Below are 20,402 nucleotides of genomic sequence, written 5' to 3'. Positions count from 1 at the left end.
TGTCTATGTTTTCTGTCAGATACCAAAGCACTTCCGCCCGGATGCATCCCGGATTCCCATTTCTTCCCGGTATTTCGCCACGGTCCGCCGCGACAGCGTGATCCCCGCTTCCGCCAGTTTTTCTGACAGCACGCGGTCGCTGAACGGCTTTCTCGGATTTTCCGTTTTGATCAGATGGCGGATTGCCTCCCGCGGATCTTTGCCTGTTTCCATCCGATTCACCACTTCTGCCTGAACCGCCGTTTCTTCCTGATTCGCCGCCTCTTCCCGATCTGCCAGTCTTCCCTTATCCGTCATCCCGAATCCCCCCGCAGCCATGTGTCTTGAAAAGAAATATGACAGCGGAAAGATCCCCCAGCGGCATTGCAGATATTTTTCACGCACTGTCCGGCTCAGCGTCGGCTCGCTGACCCCCAGCGATTTAGCCGCCTGTTTCTGCGTCCACGGAGCCAGTTTTCCACTTCCTTTTGCGAAAAATTCCCCCTGTACGCACAAAATCTCTTCTGCCAGCCGCAACAATGTCTGGTTGCGCTTCCCAATGCACTGGCAGACCCATTCAGCCTGCCGGATTTTCTCCTCAATGTAGTCCTTTGCCTCCGTCTCGGTATCTTTCTGCTTCATCAATAACAGATAATACGGATTGATGGCAATCTGCGGCAGTGTCTCATCGGAAAGCTGCATTTCAAATCCGTGTTCCGTCTGGGTAATAATTATATCTGGTACGATATATTTATCATAGCTCTCATCCCCATATCCGCTTCCTGGTTTGGGATTCAGCTCCCGGATCCGCGCTGCTGCCAGAAGCACTTCCTCCAGATTGCAGGAGCATACACGGGCAAGCTGCTTCATCTGGTTTTTTCCAAGCAGATCCAGATGGTTGGAAATGATATGTGCTGCCAGCATTTCGGTTCGCATCGTTTCATTCTGAACAATATCAATCACCACGCTGCCGTCCTCTGCCAGGTAAGACAACTGCATCAACAGGCACTCCTTCAGCGACCGCGCCCCGATCCCGCGCGGTTCCAGCCTGCCAAAATTTTTCCAGATACGCTCCCCTTCTGTCTCCTCAATTCCCAGCCCAGCGCAGAGTTCTCCAAAATTCACGCTGAGATATCCGCTTGCATCCAGATTTTTGATCATATAGCGGAATATTTTTTCTTCTCTTTTCGTCAGATGCAGCATACACGCCTGTTCCAGAAGCGATTCCAAAAGCCCATCCTGGCTTCGTCCCGGCTCTAATCGCCCCGCCTCTTCTTCCTCATCCTGATAATAGGTCTGGTTCTGGCGGTCAAGGCTGGCAAGTTCTTCAAATCTGCGGATTTTCTCGTTCAGCTCTCCATTTTCTTCCAGCCGTCCGTTCTCCGGCTCCCGCTCTTCCAGATCCACCACTGGATTTTCCAGCGCCATCTCTTCTATGTACTCTTTCAGCTCTATCTGCCCCATCTGAAGAATATTTGCGGATTGTATCATTTTCTGGGACAAGGTCTGTTTGAGCTTTAACTCCTGTTTCAGTTCCATCGTACCACCCCTGAAAAGATGTAAAACGCCCAGATGCCTCGCCGTTTCTGCCTGCGAAGTACCTGGGCGTCCTGTCTTTTGCCTGCCTAATTACTGATCCAGCTCGTCCTCGCCGACCAGCTCATCATATTCCTGCTCGTCCAGAAGCTCGTCAAACGCATCTGCCACGATCTCATACTCATCGTCGTCCTCGATGTTTTCCAGGTTCGGCTGTCCGTTCTCATCCTCGCTGTAACGGTACAGATATACCTCTCCGTCCTCTGCCTCGATGTCATCCATCGGAAGAAGGGCAATATAATCCTTGCCGCCTGCCGGGAAAATCGTCAGAACAACACACTCAATCTCTCTGCCGTCATCCAATGTCAGAGTCACGGTCATCTCCTCGCCGTTGTCGATCTCTTCCTGCGTCATATTCTTATTATCTGCCATATTTTACCTCTTTCTTTTCTATGCCTTTTCTACGTCCCACAAGATCCGTTGGCGGAATCCTGTCTTGACTCCACTGTATCAGAGTATTCTGTAAAAATCAAGACTTGACTTCCTCATTGTCCTCTTCATCTGCCGCCTCGTTACTGTTCACGCATACGTGCCCAGTAACGGAATTTGCCGTGGCTTCGCATTTAAATACGGAAAATTCCTGCTGCCGCCACGTTTTCTTACGGCACTTTCGGTTCCAAAAGTGCCTACCCGTGTACAGTATCGCCGCTTCATTCCGATACGCCGCCATCTATTCCAGCCCCTCATCCGGCACCTGTACGCGCATTCCACGTGCAAATGCCCGGTTTAAGCGGATTGTGTGCCGTGCCAGCGGGTTAAACAGCATATAGATGCAGAATACCGCCTCGATAAATTCGATTGCCGCCGCCGTCACCAGCATGAAAACCAGCGGAAATGGCAGCCACCAGCTCATCTGAAGCAGCGATACGCCGCCCCACACGATACTCGCCCCACGCCCGATCAGCATCAACACCGTAAGCACCGGGCTCTCCCGCAGCATCAGCATATACCAGCCATAAAAAATAAACGGTCCCAAAAGCGTCATGACCGCATTTGTTTTCTCCATTCCATAGACAAATGTCATAATCAGATAAAACAGGCAGTACAGAACCCGCACCCCCGTCAGAATCCGTACCATCCAGTGCAATGCCTCATTCTGCTCCCCGTAACCCGGAAGTGTTTTTTCCATCTGTTTTACCCACATTGCCCATTCCCGCTGCACTGCAGCGTACTCCGGACGATGCTTTCTCTTTATAAATCCCATTCAGAGTCCCCTCTCTAATATTCAATTCCCCGCCGCGCCAGGATTTTCCGGTCAAACGGATGCTTGATTTTTTCCATCTCTGTCACGTAATCAGCCCGCAAAAGCAGCTCCTCCGGCGGTTTCCGCCCCGTCATCACAACCTCCAGCCCCGCTGGTCTGTGATCCAGAAAATCCACTATATCCACCAGCTCCAAAAGTCCCGAAGAAAGAGAAGCGCAGACCTCATCCAACACCAGCAGAACATCGCAGGTTTCATTATTCTGTATTTTCCTGCTTCTTGAATCCTCCGTTTTCCCACACCGCTTCACTGCCTCACGGCACGCTGTCTCAAACATACTTTTATAATAATCCGCTGCCTCCTGCTTCACTTCATCGGTCATTTTCCACGTGAATCCAAATGTTTTTTCACAGGGAATCAACGTCACCTCCGGGAGCCGCTTTAAAATCTCCACCTCCCCAGACTGGTCCGTTTTTAAAAAGCGGGCAGCAACTACCTGTTTTCCCGTTCCTGCCGCCCGGACCGCCAGACCGATCGCCGCCGTCGTCTTTCCTTTTCCATCGCCGCAGTACAGATGTACACATCCCATATATTTTTCCTTTTCTTCCTTATTTATCTCGCTTTTCATCGCACTCATACCAACTATCTTATCATATCAAACTGCCAACCACAATATTTGCCCGATTGAAAATTTACATTGAAATATTTGGCATCTTACTGTTCACGCATACGTGCCCAGTAACGTAAATTTCCCCATATACGCAATCTGGCGGTCTGATCCCAAGGACCAGAACCGCCAGAAAACCAAACTCAATGATTCAATTTTACCAAACTTCTAACTTCAAACTTCTAATTTTCCTATTTGAATGCAGCAACCAGCTCTTCCGCATCCTTATAACCTTGTTTTTTCAATTCCCCGATATACCACTCGGTTACCGGTTCTACAATCGCCTTGAAGGAATCGATATCCAGATCCTCATACGGGATGACCTCGACACCATTCTTGGACTGCCATCTGGAGAGGATCTCATCGTCGCCTGCGCGGTTGATCTCGCGCTCGTACTGAACGGCAAGTTTGCCGCACTCATCGACTACCTCCTGCTGCTCCGGTGTCAGGCTGTCGTAAATATCCTGGTTGATGCAGAAGAACAGGCAGTCATAGTTTGCATTCCACATGGAAACGTATTTCTGTACTTCCTGTACGCTTGCCGCATCAATCGCCGGAAGCGGGTTCTCCTGTCCGTCTACCGTCCCCTGCTGCAATGCCGTGTAAGTCTCGGACCAGTTCATGTTGGTCGCATCTGCGCCCCACAGCTCGTAGCACTTCATCAGAAGGTTTGAACCAGCCACACGCACTTTCAGGTTCTTCATATCTTCCACGGAACGAACCGGGCGCACGCCGTTAGTGAGCTGACGGAAACCATTTTCCGCCATACCCATACAATGCAGGTCATAGGAAGAAAGAATCTCATCCATCTTCTGACCTGCCTCGCCGTCCAGCTTCGCGTCGGCGTCCTCCACTGAATCAAACAGATACGGCAGCGATACCACGTTGAAACGCGGGTCAAATGCCGAATAAATCAGGTTGCTGTGCATCGAAATCTGCACCGGATCTCCGTTCATCAGCGCCTGGATGCCCTCGGACTGGTTTCCACCGGTCAGCTGATCCGCTGCGTAAACATCTACTTTGACCTTGCCTCCCGTTGCCTGATCCATCAGCTCGCCAAACTTGCGTCCTGCCTGTGCCCAGGTACTGGTTTCTGTCGTGGAACACGTAAAGTTCCAGGTCATTTCCGGCCAGTTTAGGTCACTGTGATCTTCCACCTGATAGGTCGAAGAATTTTCAATGCCCGCCGTCTTAACTGCACTAGCCGCATTTTCAGTAAAGGTGTTTACCAGATCCTCTGCATCATCAAAGCCCTGGGTTTTCAGTTCTCCGATAAACCATTCCGTTACCGGCTCAGCTGCTTTCTTAAAGGATTCGATGTCGAGATCCTCATATTTCAGCACCTCCACACCGTTCTTAGTCTGCCAGCGATCCAGAATCTCCTCATCGCCTGCACGGTTGATCTCACGCTCGTAAGCAACTGCCTTACGGCCTGCCTCATCAACAACCGCCTGCTGCTCCGGTGTCAGGCTGTCATACAGCTTCTGATTGATGCAGAAGAACAGGCAGTCATAGTTTGCGTTCCACAGGGAAACATATTTCTGTACTTCCTGTACACTCGCCGCATCAATCGCCGGAAGCGGGTTCTCCTGCCCGTCTACCGTGCCCTGCTGCAGCGCCGTATACGTCTCGGACCAGTTCATATTGGTCGCATCTGCGCCCCACAGCTCATAGCACTTCATCAGAAGGTTCGAACCAGCCACACGCAGCTTCAGGTTCTTCAAATCTTCCACGGAACGAACCGGATGTTCACTGTTGGTCAGCTGACGGAAACCATTCTCCGCCATACCCATACAATGCAGGCCATAGCTTTCCAGGAGCTCAACCAGCTTGTCGCCCGCCGGACCATCTAAGACTGCATCCGCTGTCTCAACAGAATCAAACAGATACGGCAGTGATACAACATTGAACCGCGGGTCAAATGCCGAATAAATCAGGTTGCTGTGCATCGAAATCTGCACCGGATCGCCGTTCATCAGTGCCTGGATGCCCTCAGACTGGTTTCCACCGGTCAGCTGATCGGCTGCGTAAACATCTACTTTGACCTTGCCGCCGGTCGCCTGCTCCATGAGCTCGCCAAACTTGCGTCCCGCCTGTGCCCAGGTGCTTGTCTCGGTTGTGGAACACGTAAAGTTCCAGGTCATATCCGCCCAATCCAGATCGCTGTAATCGCCGATCGTGTTGAAATCGTCATTGTCTGTCTGGGTGGTTCCGCTGTCGCCTCCGGCTGTCTCGCCATTTTCAATGGCTGCCGCACTTCCCAGTGCCGCCGGCAGACAGGTCGAAATCTGCGGAATATAAGTAATTATCAGTAAAACAACAATGGAAGCGGCTACCATCGGAACGACTGCCCTGGAAATCTCCTGCAGCGTTACGCGGATACCGTCTCTTAATTTGATGCCGATCGCGACAAACAGGTTGACACCGACCGGAGGTGTTACCTGACCAATTGCCAGGTTGACCGTTGCCATGATACCAAATGCGATCACGTTGTAGCCCAGTGCCTTGCAGACCGGCAACATGATCGGGATGAAAATGTACATCGCAGAATTTGCATCAATAAAGCAGCCCGCGATCAGGAAAATAATGTTACAAATCAGCAAGAAAGTAAACTGGTTGCCTGCCACTCTTGCTAACAGTTCGGAAGCAGCCGTCGAAATACCGAAACGGGTGCAGACAAAGGAGAACAGCGACGCACACGCTACGATCAGCATGATGCCGCCGGTGGTCTTTGCCGAATCAATCAGAATTTCCCACAGGTCTTTAAATTTTACTTCCTTATAAATAATCATACCGACAAACAGACCGTACACAACGGATACGGCTGCCGCCTCGGTCGGTGTAAAGATGCCTCCGTAGATACCGCCCAGAATAATGACCGGCATCAAAAATCCCCAGAATGCATCCTTAAATGCGTTCCAGCGCTCTTTTGCGGATGCTTTCTCTACGTTGGACGGCACGACATGATTGCGGCGTACCTCCAGCATAACGACAACTACCAGAGCCAGACCCATCAGGATACCCGGAATGATGCCTGCCATAAACATATCTCCGATGGAAACACCTGTGATCGACGCGTATACGACAAACGCGATACTCGGCGGGATGACGATCGCGATGGAACTGGAAGTTGCCATCAATGCCGTCGAGAAGGCTGCGGAGAAACCGCCCCGCTCTATCATCGCCGGAATCAGGACCGCACCCAGGGCCGCTACCGTCGCCGGACCGGAACCGGAGATCGCGCCGAAGAAGCAGGCTACGATGATACACACATTCGCAATGCCGCCTTTTCTGTGACCGACACAGGTGTCAACGAAACGGATCAGGCGCGTGGAAATCCCCGCCTTCGCCATGATATTTCCGGATAATACGAAAAACGGAATCGCCAGCAGCAGGAATTTACTGATGCCGGAGTAAATATTCGTCGCTACAATCGTTAAAGAAGTACCGGAATACAGGATCGCCGCTGCGGAAGAAAGTCCCAGACAGACGGAGATCGGCACATTCAGCACCAATAATACGAAAAAGGTAATAAAAAGAACTGCGCTAACCATTTATTTGTCCTCCTTTTTCGTACACTCATCGAGACAGAACTCGATAAAATGAAGAATCATGCACGCCGAACCGATCGGTACAAAGGACCAGAAGATCCACTCCGGCCAGTTCAGCACAAAGGTACGTTTCTGGTTCGCAAGCTGCGCCAGTACCTTGTCCATGCCATAGTAAAATAAGATTCCCATAAAGAGAACCGAAAAGATCGTAATCAGAATCACAACCGGCTTCTTTGCTGATTTCGGCAGACGCTCTGTTACCAGATTTAAGCCTACCAATCCGCCCTCACGCGCAGACAGCGCCGCGCCAAGCAGCGTAATTAATACGAAAATGGCAACAACCAGCTCCTCTGTAAAGGACCAGGACTGGTGAATCACCTTACGGGAAAATACATTTCCCACCGTCAGTACAAGGATCAGGAGCATCGTGACTACCAGCACGGTTTTCTCAACCATCGCCACAATATCCATCAGCTTTTTATATCCATTCATACTGCGCTCTCCTCCTAAAATAAGTATCTCATTTTTCCACATTTCTGTCGGCTGTACGCATTCATCTGAACGTTTTTGTGTCATAGGACACAATTTCCTAAGGCATAAAAAAACGCCCCCAGATAATAGGGACGAATGAAGTGCCAGATTTCTGCTAAATGTTCTGTTTTTCTCGGAAAACACGCAAACATATGCAGCACCAAACAAACAAACGCTGCTCCCGCTTGTGCGGGATTCGTACAAAAACAGTGACCGCCGCGCCCTTGCTCTCAGTCAATCGAGGCATGAACGGTTCCGTTTTCATATGGAACTATATCAAACTAAAATTAAATATTGCTGATATGGAATATATTCTACACTTTTTTAATAAATACGTCAACCATTTTTATAGACTACGGTCTATTTTATAAAAGCCACATAAAAATAGCATAAAAGAAATAAAATTCTTTTCCCTCAACCTATTGATGATTTGATTTTTCTATACTATAATAAACATCATACGCTTTAAAGTGCGAAAATCTTTTAGACAATACAGGAGGATAAAACTCATGGGATTTGAATATGTCAGCAAGCTGCCGACCCCGGACGAGATTCGTGCACAGTTTCCACTGGCACCGGAGCTGGCCGCAGAAAAAGCTCGAAAGGACGCTGCTATCCGTGACGTCTTTACAGGCGACAGCGACAAGTTTCTTGTCATCATTGGTCCGTGCTCTGCTGACCGGGAAGATGCGGTTATTGATTATGTAAACCGTCTTGCCAAGGTACAGGAGAAAGTGAAGGACAAACTGATTCTGGTTCCTAGAATCTATACCAACAAACCTAGAACAACCGGTGACGGCTATAAGGGACTTTTACACCAGCCAAATCCGGAAGGTAAGCCAAACTTATACCAGGGTCTGATCGCGATTCGCAAACTTCACATGCGTGTGATCGAAGAAACCGGCTTCTCGACCGCAGACGAGATGCTATACCCGGAGAACCTGACCTACCTTTCCGACGTTATGTCCTATGTTGCAGTCGGCGCACGTTCCGTTGAGAACCAGCAGCACCGCCTCGTTGCCAGCGGCATCGACGTACCGGTCGGCATGAAGAATCCGACCAGCGGCGCACTCTCCGTCATGCTGAACGCCGTACACGCAGCACAGCACGGTCATGAGTTCATCTACGCAGCTGGGAAGTAAAGACACAGGGCAACCCGCTGACCCACACCATCCTGCGTGGTGCTGTCAACAAGCATGACCAGTGCCTGCCGAACTACCACTACGAAGACCTGAAGCTGCTCTTAGACCTCTACAACGAGCGTGATCTGAAGAATCCGGCCTGCATCATCGATGCAAACCACTCCAACTCCAACAAAAAATACATGGAGCAGATCCGTATCGTCAAGGAAGTACTCCACAGCCGTCGTCACTCCGACGATATCCGTAATTTCGTCAAAGGCGTCATGATCGAAAGCTACATCGAACCAGGCAACCAGAAAGTTGGCGAACACATCTACGGAAAATCCATCACCGACCCGTGTCTGGGATGGGATGATTCCGAGCGTCTGCTGTATGAAATGGCTGAAGGATTGTAAAATATAGAAATATGCAGAAAAAAAGTCCGGTGGAAAAGCTCCGCCGGACTTTTTTCGTTAGGAATTCGGATTTCAAAAAGGTTAAAGGATTAAATCTTTTGTATCATGCATTTATTATGGTTATAGTATATCATGCCTATCTCCAAAATGTTTGTATTCTCTTTAAATAAATTATGAAGAAATTCTTAAGATTCACCATTTCGATGCAATAAAAATCCGATTTGCTGCATTAATGAATATTAGGTTTATTGTTCAATTGATTCACATACATAAAAAGAACAGGTTTCGCCATTAAAAAGCTGTACTCCTGCATACAGAGGCTCTCTATCATATGTATATGTCACACTCTTAATATAAAGAAGCGGAGTTCCCTTCTTAACTTTCATCAGTTTTGCTTCTTCAGCTGTGGCCCGGCATAATTCAATCCGCTTCTCTGAAGAAGCAACTCTTACCTTGGCTTCTTCCTGCAGGCACTCAAACAGAGAATTATCATTAAACTGCTTTTCCAGAAGGAAGGAATATTTTACCGGGAAATAGTTCTTCTCAATGGCTACCGGTTCCCCATCCGCTGTACGCAGACGCGAAATATAAACTACATAGGATCCAGGTTCCAGATTTAACTGTTTTTGAATCTTGTCATCTGCCAGAACCAGCTTATTTTCAAGCATCTGTCCCCCAGGCTTCATATTCATATGACGGCACATTTCTGAAAAGCTCTGGAGATTTTTTATATCCTTCGCGAATTTCTGTCGGCAGATGAAGGTTCCTTTTCCCTGCTTCTTTTCCACAAGGCCCTGGCTCACCAGATCATCCACTGCACGCCGAACTGTGATCCGGCTCACATTGTACTGTTTTGCTAACTCTGCCTCTGCCGGAATTCGTTCCGTTGCATTATAAACCCCATTCTCAATATCTCGTTTCAAACTCTCCACAATCTGTGCATATAATGGAACTATGCTGTTTGGATTTGTATTTATCTCCATACCCTTCTCCTTTTCATTCTTTATAATAATTGAGCCCTACATCTATATAGTCAAAATGATATATAATGTTATATACACTATCATACTATTTGTATTGTTCCATTACAAGCTTTTTTCGTTATTTTAACAAAGAAATTGCATTATTTTTACTCGGTATAAAAAAAAGAAAAAAGCAGACCCACAATAACTACACGATTGCAGGCCTGCTTTCATATTATGTTTTTGTTTTTACATCAACTATTAATAATCAAATTTCCACATATAACGGCGATATGTCATCGGATGCATTCTCACATCTGCCATTGCTGAAATAAACTGCTTGGAAATCGGATGGAACAGAAGTGAATTGAAGTATTCTGCGACTCTCTCATCCAGTTCGCCTAAGCCAAGCTTCTCTGCATCGATAACCCAATGATGGCCGCCAAACTGATTTAAGAAGCGCTCTGCTCTCTCATCCACCGGTCTTGTACGTCCAATGCTCTTGAACAGGAGAATGGCAAGATCCTTGTCACAGGTTTCAAAAGCACCATGGAAATATTCACCGGAATGAATCGGAACACAGTGTACGGTCTGCATCTCCTGAAAGAAGCAGAATGCATCTGAATAGGATACCTCCCAGGCTGCACCACTTGACATTACATTCCATACAGTATCATCTTTGTAGGTCATGGCAAATTTAGCTGCCTCCGCACGTACATCTGTATATGCTTTTCCGTAAATTGTTTCCAGCTTCTCGAATCCTTCCAGAGCCTTGTCATATGCCTCATAATTGTCATATTCTTTTAAGAGCCAGAACGCAATCTTTAACGCCGTGCCCTGGCTGTTGTAATGAACCAAGGTTGGATCCTTATACCACTCATCTGCATGATAGTAGGTAATATAATAATCAGCCGTCTGCGCTGTCAGAGAATCTGCATATCCGGATAAACCAACCGTAACGGCGCCTTTTTCTTTTGCCACCTTTAATGCTTCCACGGTTTCTGCCGTTGCCTTAGTGGAGGTTCCAATCACAAGTGTATTCTTATCTACATTCTTCGGAGTTGCATTCACGAACTCACTGCTGTTATATCCCTGAACACGCAGAGAACTCTCCTGATTTAACAGAAACCGTGCCGGATAGGAGGATGCAAAGGATCCTCCGCAAGCCACGAAAATAACCTGTTTTAATCCGCCATTTTTATCCAGATCTGCTTTGGCTTTTGTCATCACATCGATGACTTCCTGCATACCTTTAATCATAGAATTAATCCTCTCTTTCTTACGTTTTGCCGTATCTTATCCTCTGAGGCTTTGGTTGCCTGTTCGTCTACCTGATAATGAACTCCATCTGACACAACAACCACACCATAATCTTTTTTCGCTGCCTCTACAGACACCTTTTTCTCAATGACATCCTTTAATACCTTTTCCGGCTCACGCTTCATCGGATCACCATATCCGCCTGCACCAGGAGTTTCAACCCGGATGATATCGCCCTTCTTTAACGGAAAACTGGTTGTCTTGTGTCCCATTTTTGTGATAGTTCCATCCGGAGTTACACGGTAGAATGCACCGGCAGCGCCTTCTTTACCGCCATCTAATCCCCATGGATGGAATTTATGACGATCACCTAATCCGGTATATGCCACATCATCCTGCATCATCTCTAACTCACGCTCGATACCAAGACCGCCTCTAAACTGGCCGGCACCGCCTGTATCTTCCTTCAGTTCATATTTTCTGGCAAGAATCTTTGTGAACTCCATCTCGGTTGCCTCAATCGGCATATTAGAGGTATTGGTCATGTTTACCTGAACACCAGATAAACCATCTAATTCCTTCGAAGCACCGCCGCCTCCGGCAATAACCTCGTGGAAAATAAACACACTGTCTGTTCCGATTGCGCCTTCGCCTGCTAAAATGGTGGTTGTACAAGCACCATTACCAGCGGTTACTACGGTATCCGGGAAGATTGGTGCCAATGCTCCGAAAATTGCATCCGGGATTCGCTGCTGGCAGTCAATCTGTGCACCAATCGGACTTGGCTCTGTCGGATTTACGATACAGCCCTTCGGTGCAATGATCTTAATCGCACGGTTAATTCCCTCATTGGCTGGGATATCATCTCCCATTAATGCCTTAATGGAGAAGAATACGGCTGCTTTCGTACAAGGGTACGGCACATTGATCGGTGCTTTAATCTGCTCAGCGGTTCCTGTAAAATCAATTGTCAGGTCATCACCCTTAATGGTGATTTTCACTTTAATCGGAAGCGGATCCGGATATTTGTCACCGCAGCCATCCACATAATCGGTATAGCTGTATTCTCCATCCGGAAGTTCTGCAACGACTGCACGGACACGGCGCTCCGAATAGCCTACCAGCTCTTTCATGCACTCAATCAAATCATCCTGATAACGGGCATAAGCTTCCTGAATTCTCTGTACACCGATCAGGTTTGCTGACATCTGTGCGGTCAGGTCGCCCTCTCTTTCCTGTGGAACTCTGGTATTATCAAGAAGAAGATCCATAACACTCGGAATCAGTTTTCCATTCTGGCGGATACGGATTACCGGAATTCGGATACCTTCCTGGAATAAGCTATCTGCATCTCCGGATGTAGAACCAGGTACCTTACCGCCGATATCTGAATGATGCGCAATATTGGCAATCCAACCAACCAGTTTATCTCCCACGAAGGCCGGTGCTGCGATTACGATATCCGGCAGATGATTGCCGCCGCCATGATACGGGTCATTGGCAATATACATATCACCCGGCTGAACATTTTCCTTTCCGAATTTTTCATAAATATTCGGAACTACACTCAGCATCGAGCCTAAAAGTGCTGCTAAACTTTCCACCTGGGCAACACTATTTCCATCCGGGTCAATGACTGCAGTACACACATCGCGTCGTTCCTTCATATTAGTAGAATATGCACTGCGGACAATAATTCCATAAGTCTCCTCAGCAATGGACATCAGAAGATTGCGGACAACCTCAACTGTTACGGTATCAATCTGTTTTGCCATCTTACTTCGCCTCCTCATCATGAATCTTTAAGTTGTGATATCCATCTACGTGGATGACCCATCCTTTCGGAACCACTAACGTAGTATCCATCTGTTCGCAGATGCACGGACCAGGAATCGACTGACCCGGAACAAATTTATCTCTTAAATAGACCGGTGTTTCAACATACTCATCACTGTTCTGGAACAGAACCTGACGAACTTCGATCGGTTCTGGAATCGGTGCCTCCGGATGAAGCTCTGCTGCTTTCAGGTCCGGTTTATCGATAACGCCGATAGCGGATACACGATAACTTACAAACTGTACAATCGCATCTTCTTTGCAATAGCCGTAGCTTCTCTTATGCTCTGCATGGAAATCAGCCAGTGCTTTCTTCAAAGTCTCTTCCGTCATCTTTCCTGCCGGAACCGGAATGCTGATCTCAAAGTTCTGACGCTGATAACGCATATCAACGGCAAATTCAAAGTAACGTCTGTCTGCCGGAACACCTTCTTTATCCAGAAGACCGGTTCCCTGCTCTACCATGTTATCAAACTGCTCATTGATGTCATCTAAGTTTCCGGCTTCACCATTCATGATCTTAGTTCTGGATAAGTCGAATTTTGTATCTGCCAGAAGAAGTCCGAGACTACAAAGAGTACCTGGATGCGGCGGAATCAATACTTCCTTCATTCCCAGTTCTTTTGCCACCTCGCATGCATGAAGCGGGCCGGCGCCTCCGAATGCCATCAGGCTAAATTCGCGGACATCATATCCCTTTTCTACGGATACGCTTCGGATTGCACGAACCATGTTGGAATTTACGACTGTGATAATACCGTTCGCTGCACGTTTCATATCCAGATTGGATTTATCACAAATTTTTGTCTTGACAGCGTTTTTAGCCAGTTCAATATCTACATACATTCTGCCGCCAAGAATCTTCTTCTGATTCAGCTTGCCAAGAACAATATTGGCATCTGTTACGCAAGGATTCTCACCGCCGCGCATATAGCAGGCCGGTCCAGGTGTTGCACCCGCACTCTTAGGTCCTACCTTTAAGGCACCGCCTTCATCAATCTTTGCAATGGAACCGCCGCCGGCACCGATGGTAATAATATTAATCATCGGGATTCTGGCCGGATATCCTTCTACATAACGCTCATTCGATACCTGCGGTGTATAATTTTCAATTAAGGAAATATCTGCGCTGGTACCACCCATATCAAAGGTAATAATCTTGTCTGCTTCGCACTGTTTGCCAATATATGCAGCTGCGATAACACCGGCACTCGGTCCGGACAATGCTGTCTTAATCGGGCAGTCGATGGTTTCTTTTATTGAAATGATGGAACCATTGGACTGGGTTACATAGGGCTCTACCTGAATACCAAGCTTCGCAATGGAATCACGGAAATTATTTACATATTTTTCCATAACCGGTCCCAGATAACTATTCATAACCGTTGTACTCATACGGCTGAACTCACGGAACTCCGGTGCCAGTTTACTGGAAATCGTAACGTATGCTTCCGGGAACTCTTCATGAATGATCTCTTCAATTCTTTCTTCATGAACCGGATTAATGAATGAGAACAAAGTACAAACTGCAATTGCTGTCACACCCTGTGCTTTTAAGTATCGAACGACCTCTCTTGTTTCGTTCTCATCCAGCGGAGTCTCAACACTTCCGTCGTAACGGATTCTCTCTGTTACCGTACAGTTTAAACCGGACGGAACCAGTGGATACGGTTTCTGTGCCTGAAGATTGTAAAGAGAAGGACGTCTCTGGGTTCCGATTTCCATCAGATCCTTAAATCCTTTGGTAGTAATAAGGCCAAGGCGGCAACCTTTCTTCTCGATTAATGCGTTCGTTCCTACGGTTGTACCGTGTGCCAGATAACTAACTTCTTCCGGAGCTGCTTTCTTAATCTCTAATACATCCTGAACGCCCTTTACAATTGCTCTGGACGGATCCGCCGGTGTGGAACTATCCTTGTAATTGAACAACTCACCTGTTTCCTGATTAAAAACAGAAAAATCTGTAAACGTTCCTCCAACGTCTACGCCAATCATATATGACATAGTATTTCCTCCTATGTAGTGTATTTTTCAAGCTGCACCTTCCGGGTATGGTCGTTTACCCATCCGGACTTTTCAGGATATTGACATCATACAGTTTATATTGTTATATAACGTCATATCTCCTTTACTGATAACATACTCTTCTTTCCGTCATTTGTCAATACTTTTTCAATCAAAAATTCCATGCTTTTTGAGCCACCTTATGCTCTGTATATCTGCCTGCCTTGGATTAGAGCGATACCTCGGATCATTCTGCTCCAGCGCATACATTCCCTTATATCCAGCTGATTCAAGAATATCCAGATATTCACAGATGGGAAGATCCCCATCCCCAAGGGCCATGTGAACCGCCGGGTGGGAATCATGGAGATGAATATGTGATAATTCTGCTCCATGGGCTAAGTAACGTTCTATCTTCTGGTCCATATAAACCATTTGTCCTATATCCAGCATAGGCTTCATGCTTCCTGAAGGCATAAGGGAAATCATCTCTTTCTGCTGCTCCGGCGTGTTCAGCACGTTCGAAGACAGAGGTGTCAATGTCTCCAGCACAAGTAAAATACCCATTTTCTGAGCCTTTTCTGACAAACGATGCAGGCTCTCTTCGCTCCGCTTCCACGCATCCTCCACTGGTTTGTTGAAATAACCGCATCCAGCTGAAACCAACACCTTTGGGCAGTTCAATATTTCTGCTGCATAAAATGCACGTTCAAAATTGCGTATGCTATATTCACGTATTTTTTCATCTTCTGCTGCCAGATTGACCGGATACTGGCATTGCTCCGGCGTGATACAGCATACTGAAAGCTCACGGCTCCGAATCTGAGCAGCTTTTTCTTTCAGCTGCGCTTCGTCCATCGTATCCAGACAGAAGGACGGACCTGCTGCCCAGAGTTCCACATTTTGCATTCCCAGTAAAACAGCCGTATCCAGAAAGTACTCGAACGGATACCGCAGATACTGATAGCTCCCCAGTGCAAATCGTTCCTTTGATATCTGCACCATGACCCTCACTTCCTTTTTTATTTTTGTTTTTATAATTCTCTGTAAATCCGGTCATGCTCAGACTTCGGTACCGGCACACCGTCTCCAAAGGCACCATTCTTCAAGCAGGTTCCTGCTGAAAATACAGCTGCCGCTTTCAATGCCTCCGGAAGTATCTCTGCCCTTATCTCACTGTTTTTCCAGCTTCCCTCCGGTTGTGTTTCCAGCTTTTTCAAGATGGTAATCAGCATAGCAGTGGCAAAGCTGTCTCCGGCTCCCATGGTATCCACCGGAGTGACATAATCCGGCAGCTGGCAATAAAACCGCTCCCCATCAAAAACCGTTGCTCCCTTACTTCCACGGGTAGCTGTCACCACACTGCATCCCTTTTCATACAGCTTCCGGCACAGTTTTTCTGTCTCCTCATCATTCAGATCACTACAGGATAGAAATGCAAAATCAATATATGGGCATACACGTTCCACCCTGTCTTCCTCATTCCAGCGATACGAAAAATCATAGCTACCAAGGGAGAAAGTCCATGCAGGGCTGGAAGCAGCCCATCGGTAAACCCATTGTTGGTTGTATGAATCAAATTAAAACCATCCGCATATTCCAAATCCTCTTTTTCCAGATAAATTGGATGCTGCTGCAGAACACCACCTTTATTGCTTCCTTTAAATACACGATCTCCATCTACAAGGGTTACTCTGGCAAAGCCATTTTCTCCTTCATAGATGCGGCAATGACTGTGTCCGACTCCGTGTGCATCTAAAGATGCCTGCACGTGATCCGCTACTGCATCCTTTCCAAATACTCCCATAAAATCCGATTCTGCTCCCAGCATTCTTGCATATACCGCAAAATTTACTGCCTGACCACCCGGATACATGGTTCCGGTATGCAGATATACATCACACACATTATCTCCAAGACCTAATACTTTCAGCATTTTCTGTTTCCTCCTGTATTTTTATCGATTGAATTTGTTTTGAAACGAAAAGCGGCCGCCTGGAAGAGGCCGCCATTCCCTGGCAGTTCTGTCCCAAGCGGCAGCATTATTCTTAATTTAAATTTTACTTATTTATTAAACTGACGAGTCTGATCATAAAGATCCTTGGTTGTAAAGAAGCCTTCATCCTGAAGCTCTTTTCCTAACGGTTCTGCTGCATCAATAAATGCCTGGCGATCAATGTCACAGAATGTTACGCCGCCTTCGTTAATTAACCACTCTTTATCTTCCTCCCACTTGTCGAGAGTTCTTTCAGAATGATGAGAAGCTACCTGTGCTGCTGCATCAGAAATTACTTTCTGATCTTCTTCCGATAAGCTGTTCCAGAACTGAGTGGAGAAGCAGATCTGCTCAACCGGATATGCGTAATCCACATCTGCTACATATTTTGCAGACTCATAGAGGCCTGCAGAACGATAGGAGTCTTTCGAACACTCACCACCGTCAACTACGCCCTGCATTAAAGCAAATGGATATTCGGACCAGGCAACTACAACCGGTGTTGCTCCCATCGCTCTCGCATTTTTCTCAAAGATCGGAAGGTTCGGAATACGATATTTCATGCCAACCATATCTTTCGGGCTCTTGATCTCTTTGTTTGCAAAGAAGATACGCGGATTCTTCTGGAATTCGAAGTTTACTACGTGAATTCCCTGATTATCCAGGCTCTCCCAGATTGGATCTGCCACATCACTCTTTAAGTAATTAATCATGGAATCGTAATTGTTAAATGCAAATGCCATGGAAAGAATGTTTAAATCAGATTCATAAGTTGCCAGGGTATCTAAGGCACACATCATGCCCTCCTGCAGTCCTACCTGAAGGTTCTCCAGCATCGTGGTCTCATTGCCAAGCTGCTCTGCGGGATAAAACTCAAAGTAATATCTGTCACCGATCTTATCATTTACCAGATCACAGAACTCTTCACAGGACTGCGGTGCCGGCTCTCCGATGGCTCCGGAGTTACCGAATTTGACAACCTTAGCTCCAGCCGGAGCCGGTTTTGTTTCTACTGTATCAGCTCCTCCTTCAGTCTTATCGGTGGTCTGTGCGGAGGCCTGCTCCGATGTGGTTGTCTGTGCAGTGGACGATCCACAGCCTGCTAATGTGCCTACTGCCATGGCTGCCGTCAGGACAAGTGCAATTTTTTTCTTCATAAACTTTCCTCCTTAAATTGTGTACTTTATACTATCTTAATCTCTTACTCTTACATGGATCCTAACAGTCTCGGAAGGAACATGGTCAGCGGCTCCCAGAATGTTGTAATCATCAGTGTAATAAACATCGGGATCAGAAACTGTACCGTATATTTCAGTGCAGTTTCAAATTTATTACCGGTCGCCTTCGCTGTTACAAACAACGCTGGTGCCATCGGCGGAGTGATTAATCCAAGTGTTACATTCAGTACGGCCATAACACCCATCTGAACATAGCTCATACCAAGAGCCGTTGCCAGATTCATAAGAAGCGGTGCCACCATAATCAAAATCTGCATGGAACCAATAAAGCAGCCCAGGAATAATAACATTGCATTTAATACTAAAAGAATGATGATTTTATTTCCTAAGGACATCAGAAGAGTTGTCATAAAACCAATCAGACCACTGGTTACAATTACCCAGTTAAATACAAGACCGGTTGCACACAGACACATGGACATACCCGCGCTGGCTAATGTATCCTTTAATGCCTTTGTCAGCATCTTAAAGCTGAAACGTTTTAAGCAGATAGCCAGGATGACGCAATACATAGCTGCTACAACGGAACACTCTGTAGGAGTAAAGATACCGGTCATAATGCCAAGTACCAGGATAGCCGGGCCACCCAGTGCCGGAAGTGATGTATACAGAGAGTGGAATCGCTCGCCCCAGGATGCCTTCGGTGCCCGCGGGCAGGCAATGTGCTGGGTTTTCACTGCAATCGGAATCCAGATCATCATGGCCACGCCCATCAGGACACCCGGTCCCATACCAGCCTGGAACATAGCCAGTGTGGAGGTCTGGCTTAAGAATGCCCAGACAACGAAGTTGATGGACGGCGGAATAATCGGTCCGATACCTGCGGATGCTGCCGTTACTGCTACTGAGAAGTCTGGATCGTATCCGGCTTTTGACATCGCACTTACCTCAATGGTTCCAAGTCCTCCGGCATCTGCCAGAGCGGAACCGGACATTCCGGCAAATACCATGGAAGATAATACATTGGCATGTGCAAGTCCTCCCGGGAGATGACCGATCCATTTTTCAAACATTCCAAATAGTCGGTCCGTTAGTCCCACTTCATTCATAAAGCATCCTACAAAGAGGAATGCCGGTAATGCCAGCATGTTGAAATCAGCCAGGGAGTTTGCTGTTTTCTGTGCAAACATAACAAATGATTGATGGTTAAATACAATGAATTCAAACGCTGAAGCCAGCATTGCGTATGCAATCGGTACTTCCAGAAGAATTAATACCACAAAGGTGATAAAATAGACGGCTAAATAGGGATCCAGATTAGTCAAGAAGACCGCCTCCTTCCTTTTCTACCGGTACACAGATGGATTCATCTCCGGTAATTACAAATGCGATTGCCTTATATGCAGACATTACCAGCATAATCACTCCCATCACCAGAACCGGCAATGCATAGTAATAACCCTTGCTGATAGGAAGTCCTCCAACGGGAGGCATCTTCTTCTGCATCTGAAACAGCTGCCAGGATGCCGGAATATAAACCCAGCTTATCACAACAATCAAAAAGTTCGTAAATGTAAACATTCCTCTGCGAAATGCCTTTGGCATACGGTTCATGATAAACTCCAGAACTGCATGACCATTGTCCCAATAAACGGTACACCATCCAAGACACATGGACCATATCATCAACGCTGTTACACATTCATCAATTCCGTATATAGGGTGCTTAAATATAAAACGCATCAATACCTGAAGGAACAATAGTGCCATAAAAGCGAATATCATGTATCCGGTAAATACTTCCACCACACTATTCGCTTTATCCATAGCCTTACCAATTGAATAGATACTTTTCTTCATACTCTAATTGCCGCGCTTCGCTGCTGCGAATACGTACTCTCCTTCCTTTAAAATTAATTTCTATCATATAATGTCATGTGCTATAAGGGGTTCCTGGTTTTCTCTGCTCTGGCCGACCTATCCATTCAAATACTCGTCCAGATCCCCTTATATTATAACACCTTCAAAGACATCATATATCGTTATGTTATTTTTACCATACTTTGATTCATTTTGCAAGTATAAATTTATTTTTCATCGTCG

The 20,402-nt window shown here is 46.8% G+C and carries 16 protein-coding genes and 1 pseudogene; 1 reads left to right on the top strand and 16 read right to left on the bottom strand.

Annotation, left to right across the window (positions count from 1 at the left end):
* Positions 1-15: 15 nt before the first annotated feature.
* The 6 genes from rpoN to DWZ16_RS00470 all read right to left on the bottom strand — a co-directional run bounded on the left by rpoN (position 16) and on the right by DWZ16_RS00470 (position 7,487).
* Positions 16-1,518, bottom strand: a complete 1,503-nt coding sequence (rpoN, locus tag DWZ16_RS00500) for an RNA polymerase factor sigma-54 (protein WP_118522071.1) — start codon at positions 1,516-1,518, stop codon at positions 16-18.
* Between the two features lie 90 nt (positions 1,519-1,608).
* Positions 1,609-1,947 (bottom strand): DUF1292 domain-containing protein, encoded by a 339-nt coding sequence (locus DWZ16_RS00495; protein ID WP_022358993.1) that lies wholly within the window; start codon positions 1,945-1,947, stop codon positions 1,609-1,611.
* Positions 1,948-2,245: 298 nt separating this feature from the next.
* On the bottom strand, positions 2,246-2,779 hold the full coding sequence (locus DWZ16_RS00485) for a hypothetical protein (RefSeq protein WP_118467928.1): 534 nt from the start codon (positions 2,777-2,779) through the stop codon (positions 2,246-2,248).
* Between the two features lie 14 nt (positions 2,780-2,793).
* Positions 2,794-3,414, bottom strand: coding sequence for a cob(I)yrinic acid a,c-diamide adenosyltransferase (locus DWZ16_RS00480; RefSeq protein WP_333489812.1), 621 nt, complete (start codon positions 3,412-3,414; stop codon positions 2,794-2,796).
* A 221-nt stretch (positions 3,415-3,635) separates the two neighbouring features.
* Positions 3,636-6,998: a TRAP transporter large permease subunit gene (locus DWZ16_RS00475; protein ID WP_118472093.1), complete on the bottom strand. Its 3,363-nt coding sequence runs from the start codon at positions 6,996-6,998 to the stop codon at positions 3,636-3,638.
* Complete coding sequence (locus tag DWZ16_RS00470) at positions 6,999-7,487, bottom strand: TRAP transporter small permease (RefSeq protein ID WP_117796365.1); 489 nt, start codon at positions 7,485-7,487, stop codon at positions 6,999-7,001.
* A gap of 548 nt (positions 7,488-8,035) precedes the next feature.
* Between DWZ16_RS00470 and DWZ16_RS00465 the strand changes: the two are divergent.
* A pseudogene (locus tag DWZ16_RS00465) lies at positions 8,036-9,063 on the top strand (3-deoxy-7-phosphoheptulonate synthase).
* Between the two features lie 245 nt (positions 9,064-9,308).
* Here DWZ16_RS00465 and DWZ16_RS00460 read toward each other — a convergent pair.
* From DWZ16_RS00460 to DWZ16_RS00420, 10 genes are all read right to left on the bottom strand, one after another.
* Positions 9,309-10,046: a GntR family transcriptional regulator gene (locus DWZ16_RS00460; RefSeq protein ID WP_118467923.1), complete on the bottom strand. Its 738-nt coding sequence runs from the start codon at positions 10,044-10,046 to the stop codon at positions 9,309-9,311.
* A gap of 240 nt (positions 10,047-10,286) precedes the next feature.
* Positions 10,287-11,285 (bottom strand): SIS domain-containing protein, encoded by a 999-nt coding sequence (locus DWZ16_RS00455; RefSeq protein WP_118472095.1) that lies wholly within the window; start codon positions 11,283-11,285, stop codon positions 10,287-10,289.
* A complete protein-coding gene (locus tag DWZ16_RS00450; RefSeq protein WP_118522070.1) occupies positions 11,282-13,060 on the bottom strand; it encodes a hydantoinase B/oxoprolinase family protein in 1,779 nt (592 codons plus the stop codon). Before DWZ16_RS00450 ends, DWZ16_RS00455 begins: the two co-directional genes overlap by 4 nt.
* Position 13,061: 1 nt before the next feature.
* Positions 13,062-15,125: a hydantoinase/oxoprolinase family protein gene (locus tag DWZ16_RS00445; RefSeq protein WP_118467918.1), complete on the bottom strand. Its 2,064-nt coding sequence runs from the start codon at positions 15,123-15,125 to the stop codon at positions 13,062-13,064.
* Between the two features lie 168 nt (positions 15,126-15,293).
* On the bottom strand, positions 15,294-16,130 hold the full coding sequence (locus DWZ16_RS00440; protein ID WP_118467916.1) for a sugar phosphate isomerase/epimerase family protein: 837 nt from the start codon (positions 16,128-16,130) through the stop codon (positions 15,294-15,296).
* Positions 16,131-16,159: 29 nt separating this feature from the next.
* Positions 16,160-16,594 carry a PfkB family carbohydrate kinase gene (locus tag DWZ16_RS16400; RefSeq protein WP_412694254.1) on the bottom strand — a complete coding sequence of 145 codons (435 nt, stop codon included), beginning with the start codon at positions 16,592-16,594 and terminating at the stop codon, positions 16,160-16,162.
* Entirely contained in the window at positions 16,540-17,061 is a 522-nt protein-coding gene (locus DWZ16_RS16395) for a PfkB family carbohydrate kinase (RefSeq protein ID WP_412694253.1), read from the bottom strand. The genes DWZ16_RS16400 and DWZ16_RS16395 overlap by 55 nt, the downstream gene beginning before the upstream one ends.
* 128 nt (positions 17,062-17,189) lie before the next feature.
* Positions 17,190-18,278: a TRAP transporter substrate-binding protein DctP gene (gene dctP, locus DWZ16_RS00430; protein ID WP_118467912.1), complete on the bottom strand. Its 1,089-nt coding sequence runs from the start codon at positions 18,276-18,278 to the stop codon at positions 17,190-17,192.
* Between the two features lie 50 nt (positions 18,279-18,328).
* Positions 18,329-19,624, bottom strand: a complete 1,296-nt coding sequence (locus tag DWZ16_RS00425; RefSeq protein WP_118467911.1) for a TRAP transporter large permease — start codon at positions 19,622-19,624, stop codon at positions 18,329-18,331.
* Positions 19,617-20,159 (bottom strand): TRAP transporter small permease, encoded by a 543-nt coding sequence (locus DWZ16_RS00420; protein WP_118467909.1) that lies wholly within the window; start codon positions 20,157-20,159, stop codon positions 19,617-19,619. The genes DWZ16_RS00425 and DWZ16_RS00420 overlap by 8 nt, the downstream gene beginning before the upstream one ends.
* Between the last annotated feature and the right edge of the window lie 243 nt (positions 20,160-20,402).

Origin of the sequence: Clostridium sp. AF29-8BH, assembly GCF_003478145.1 — a bacterium.
In the GTDB taxonomy this organism is placed as follows: Bacteria; Bacillota; Clostridia; order Lachnospirales; family Lachnospiraceae; genus Otoolea; species Otoolea fessa.
The sequence above is the reverse complement of the archived record's forward strand: the minus strand, read 5'-3'. Positions and strand labels throughout refer to the sequence as shown.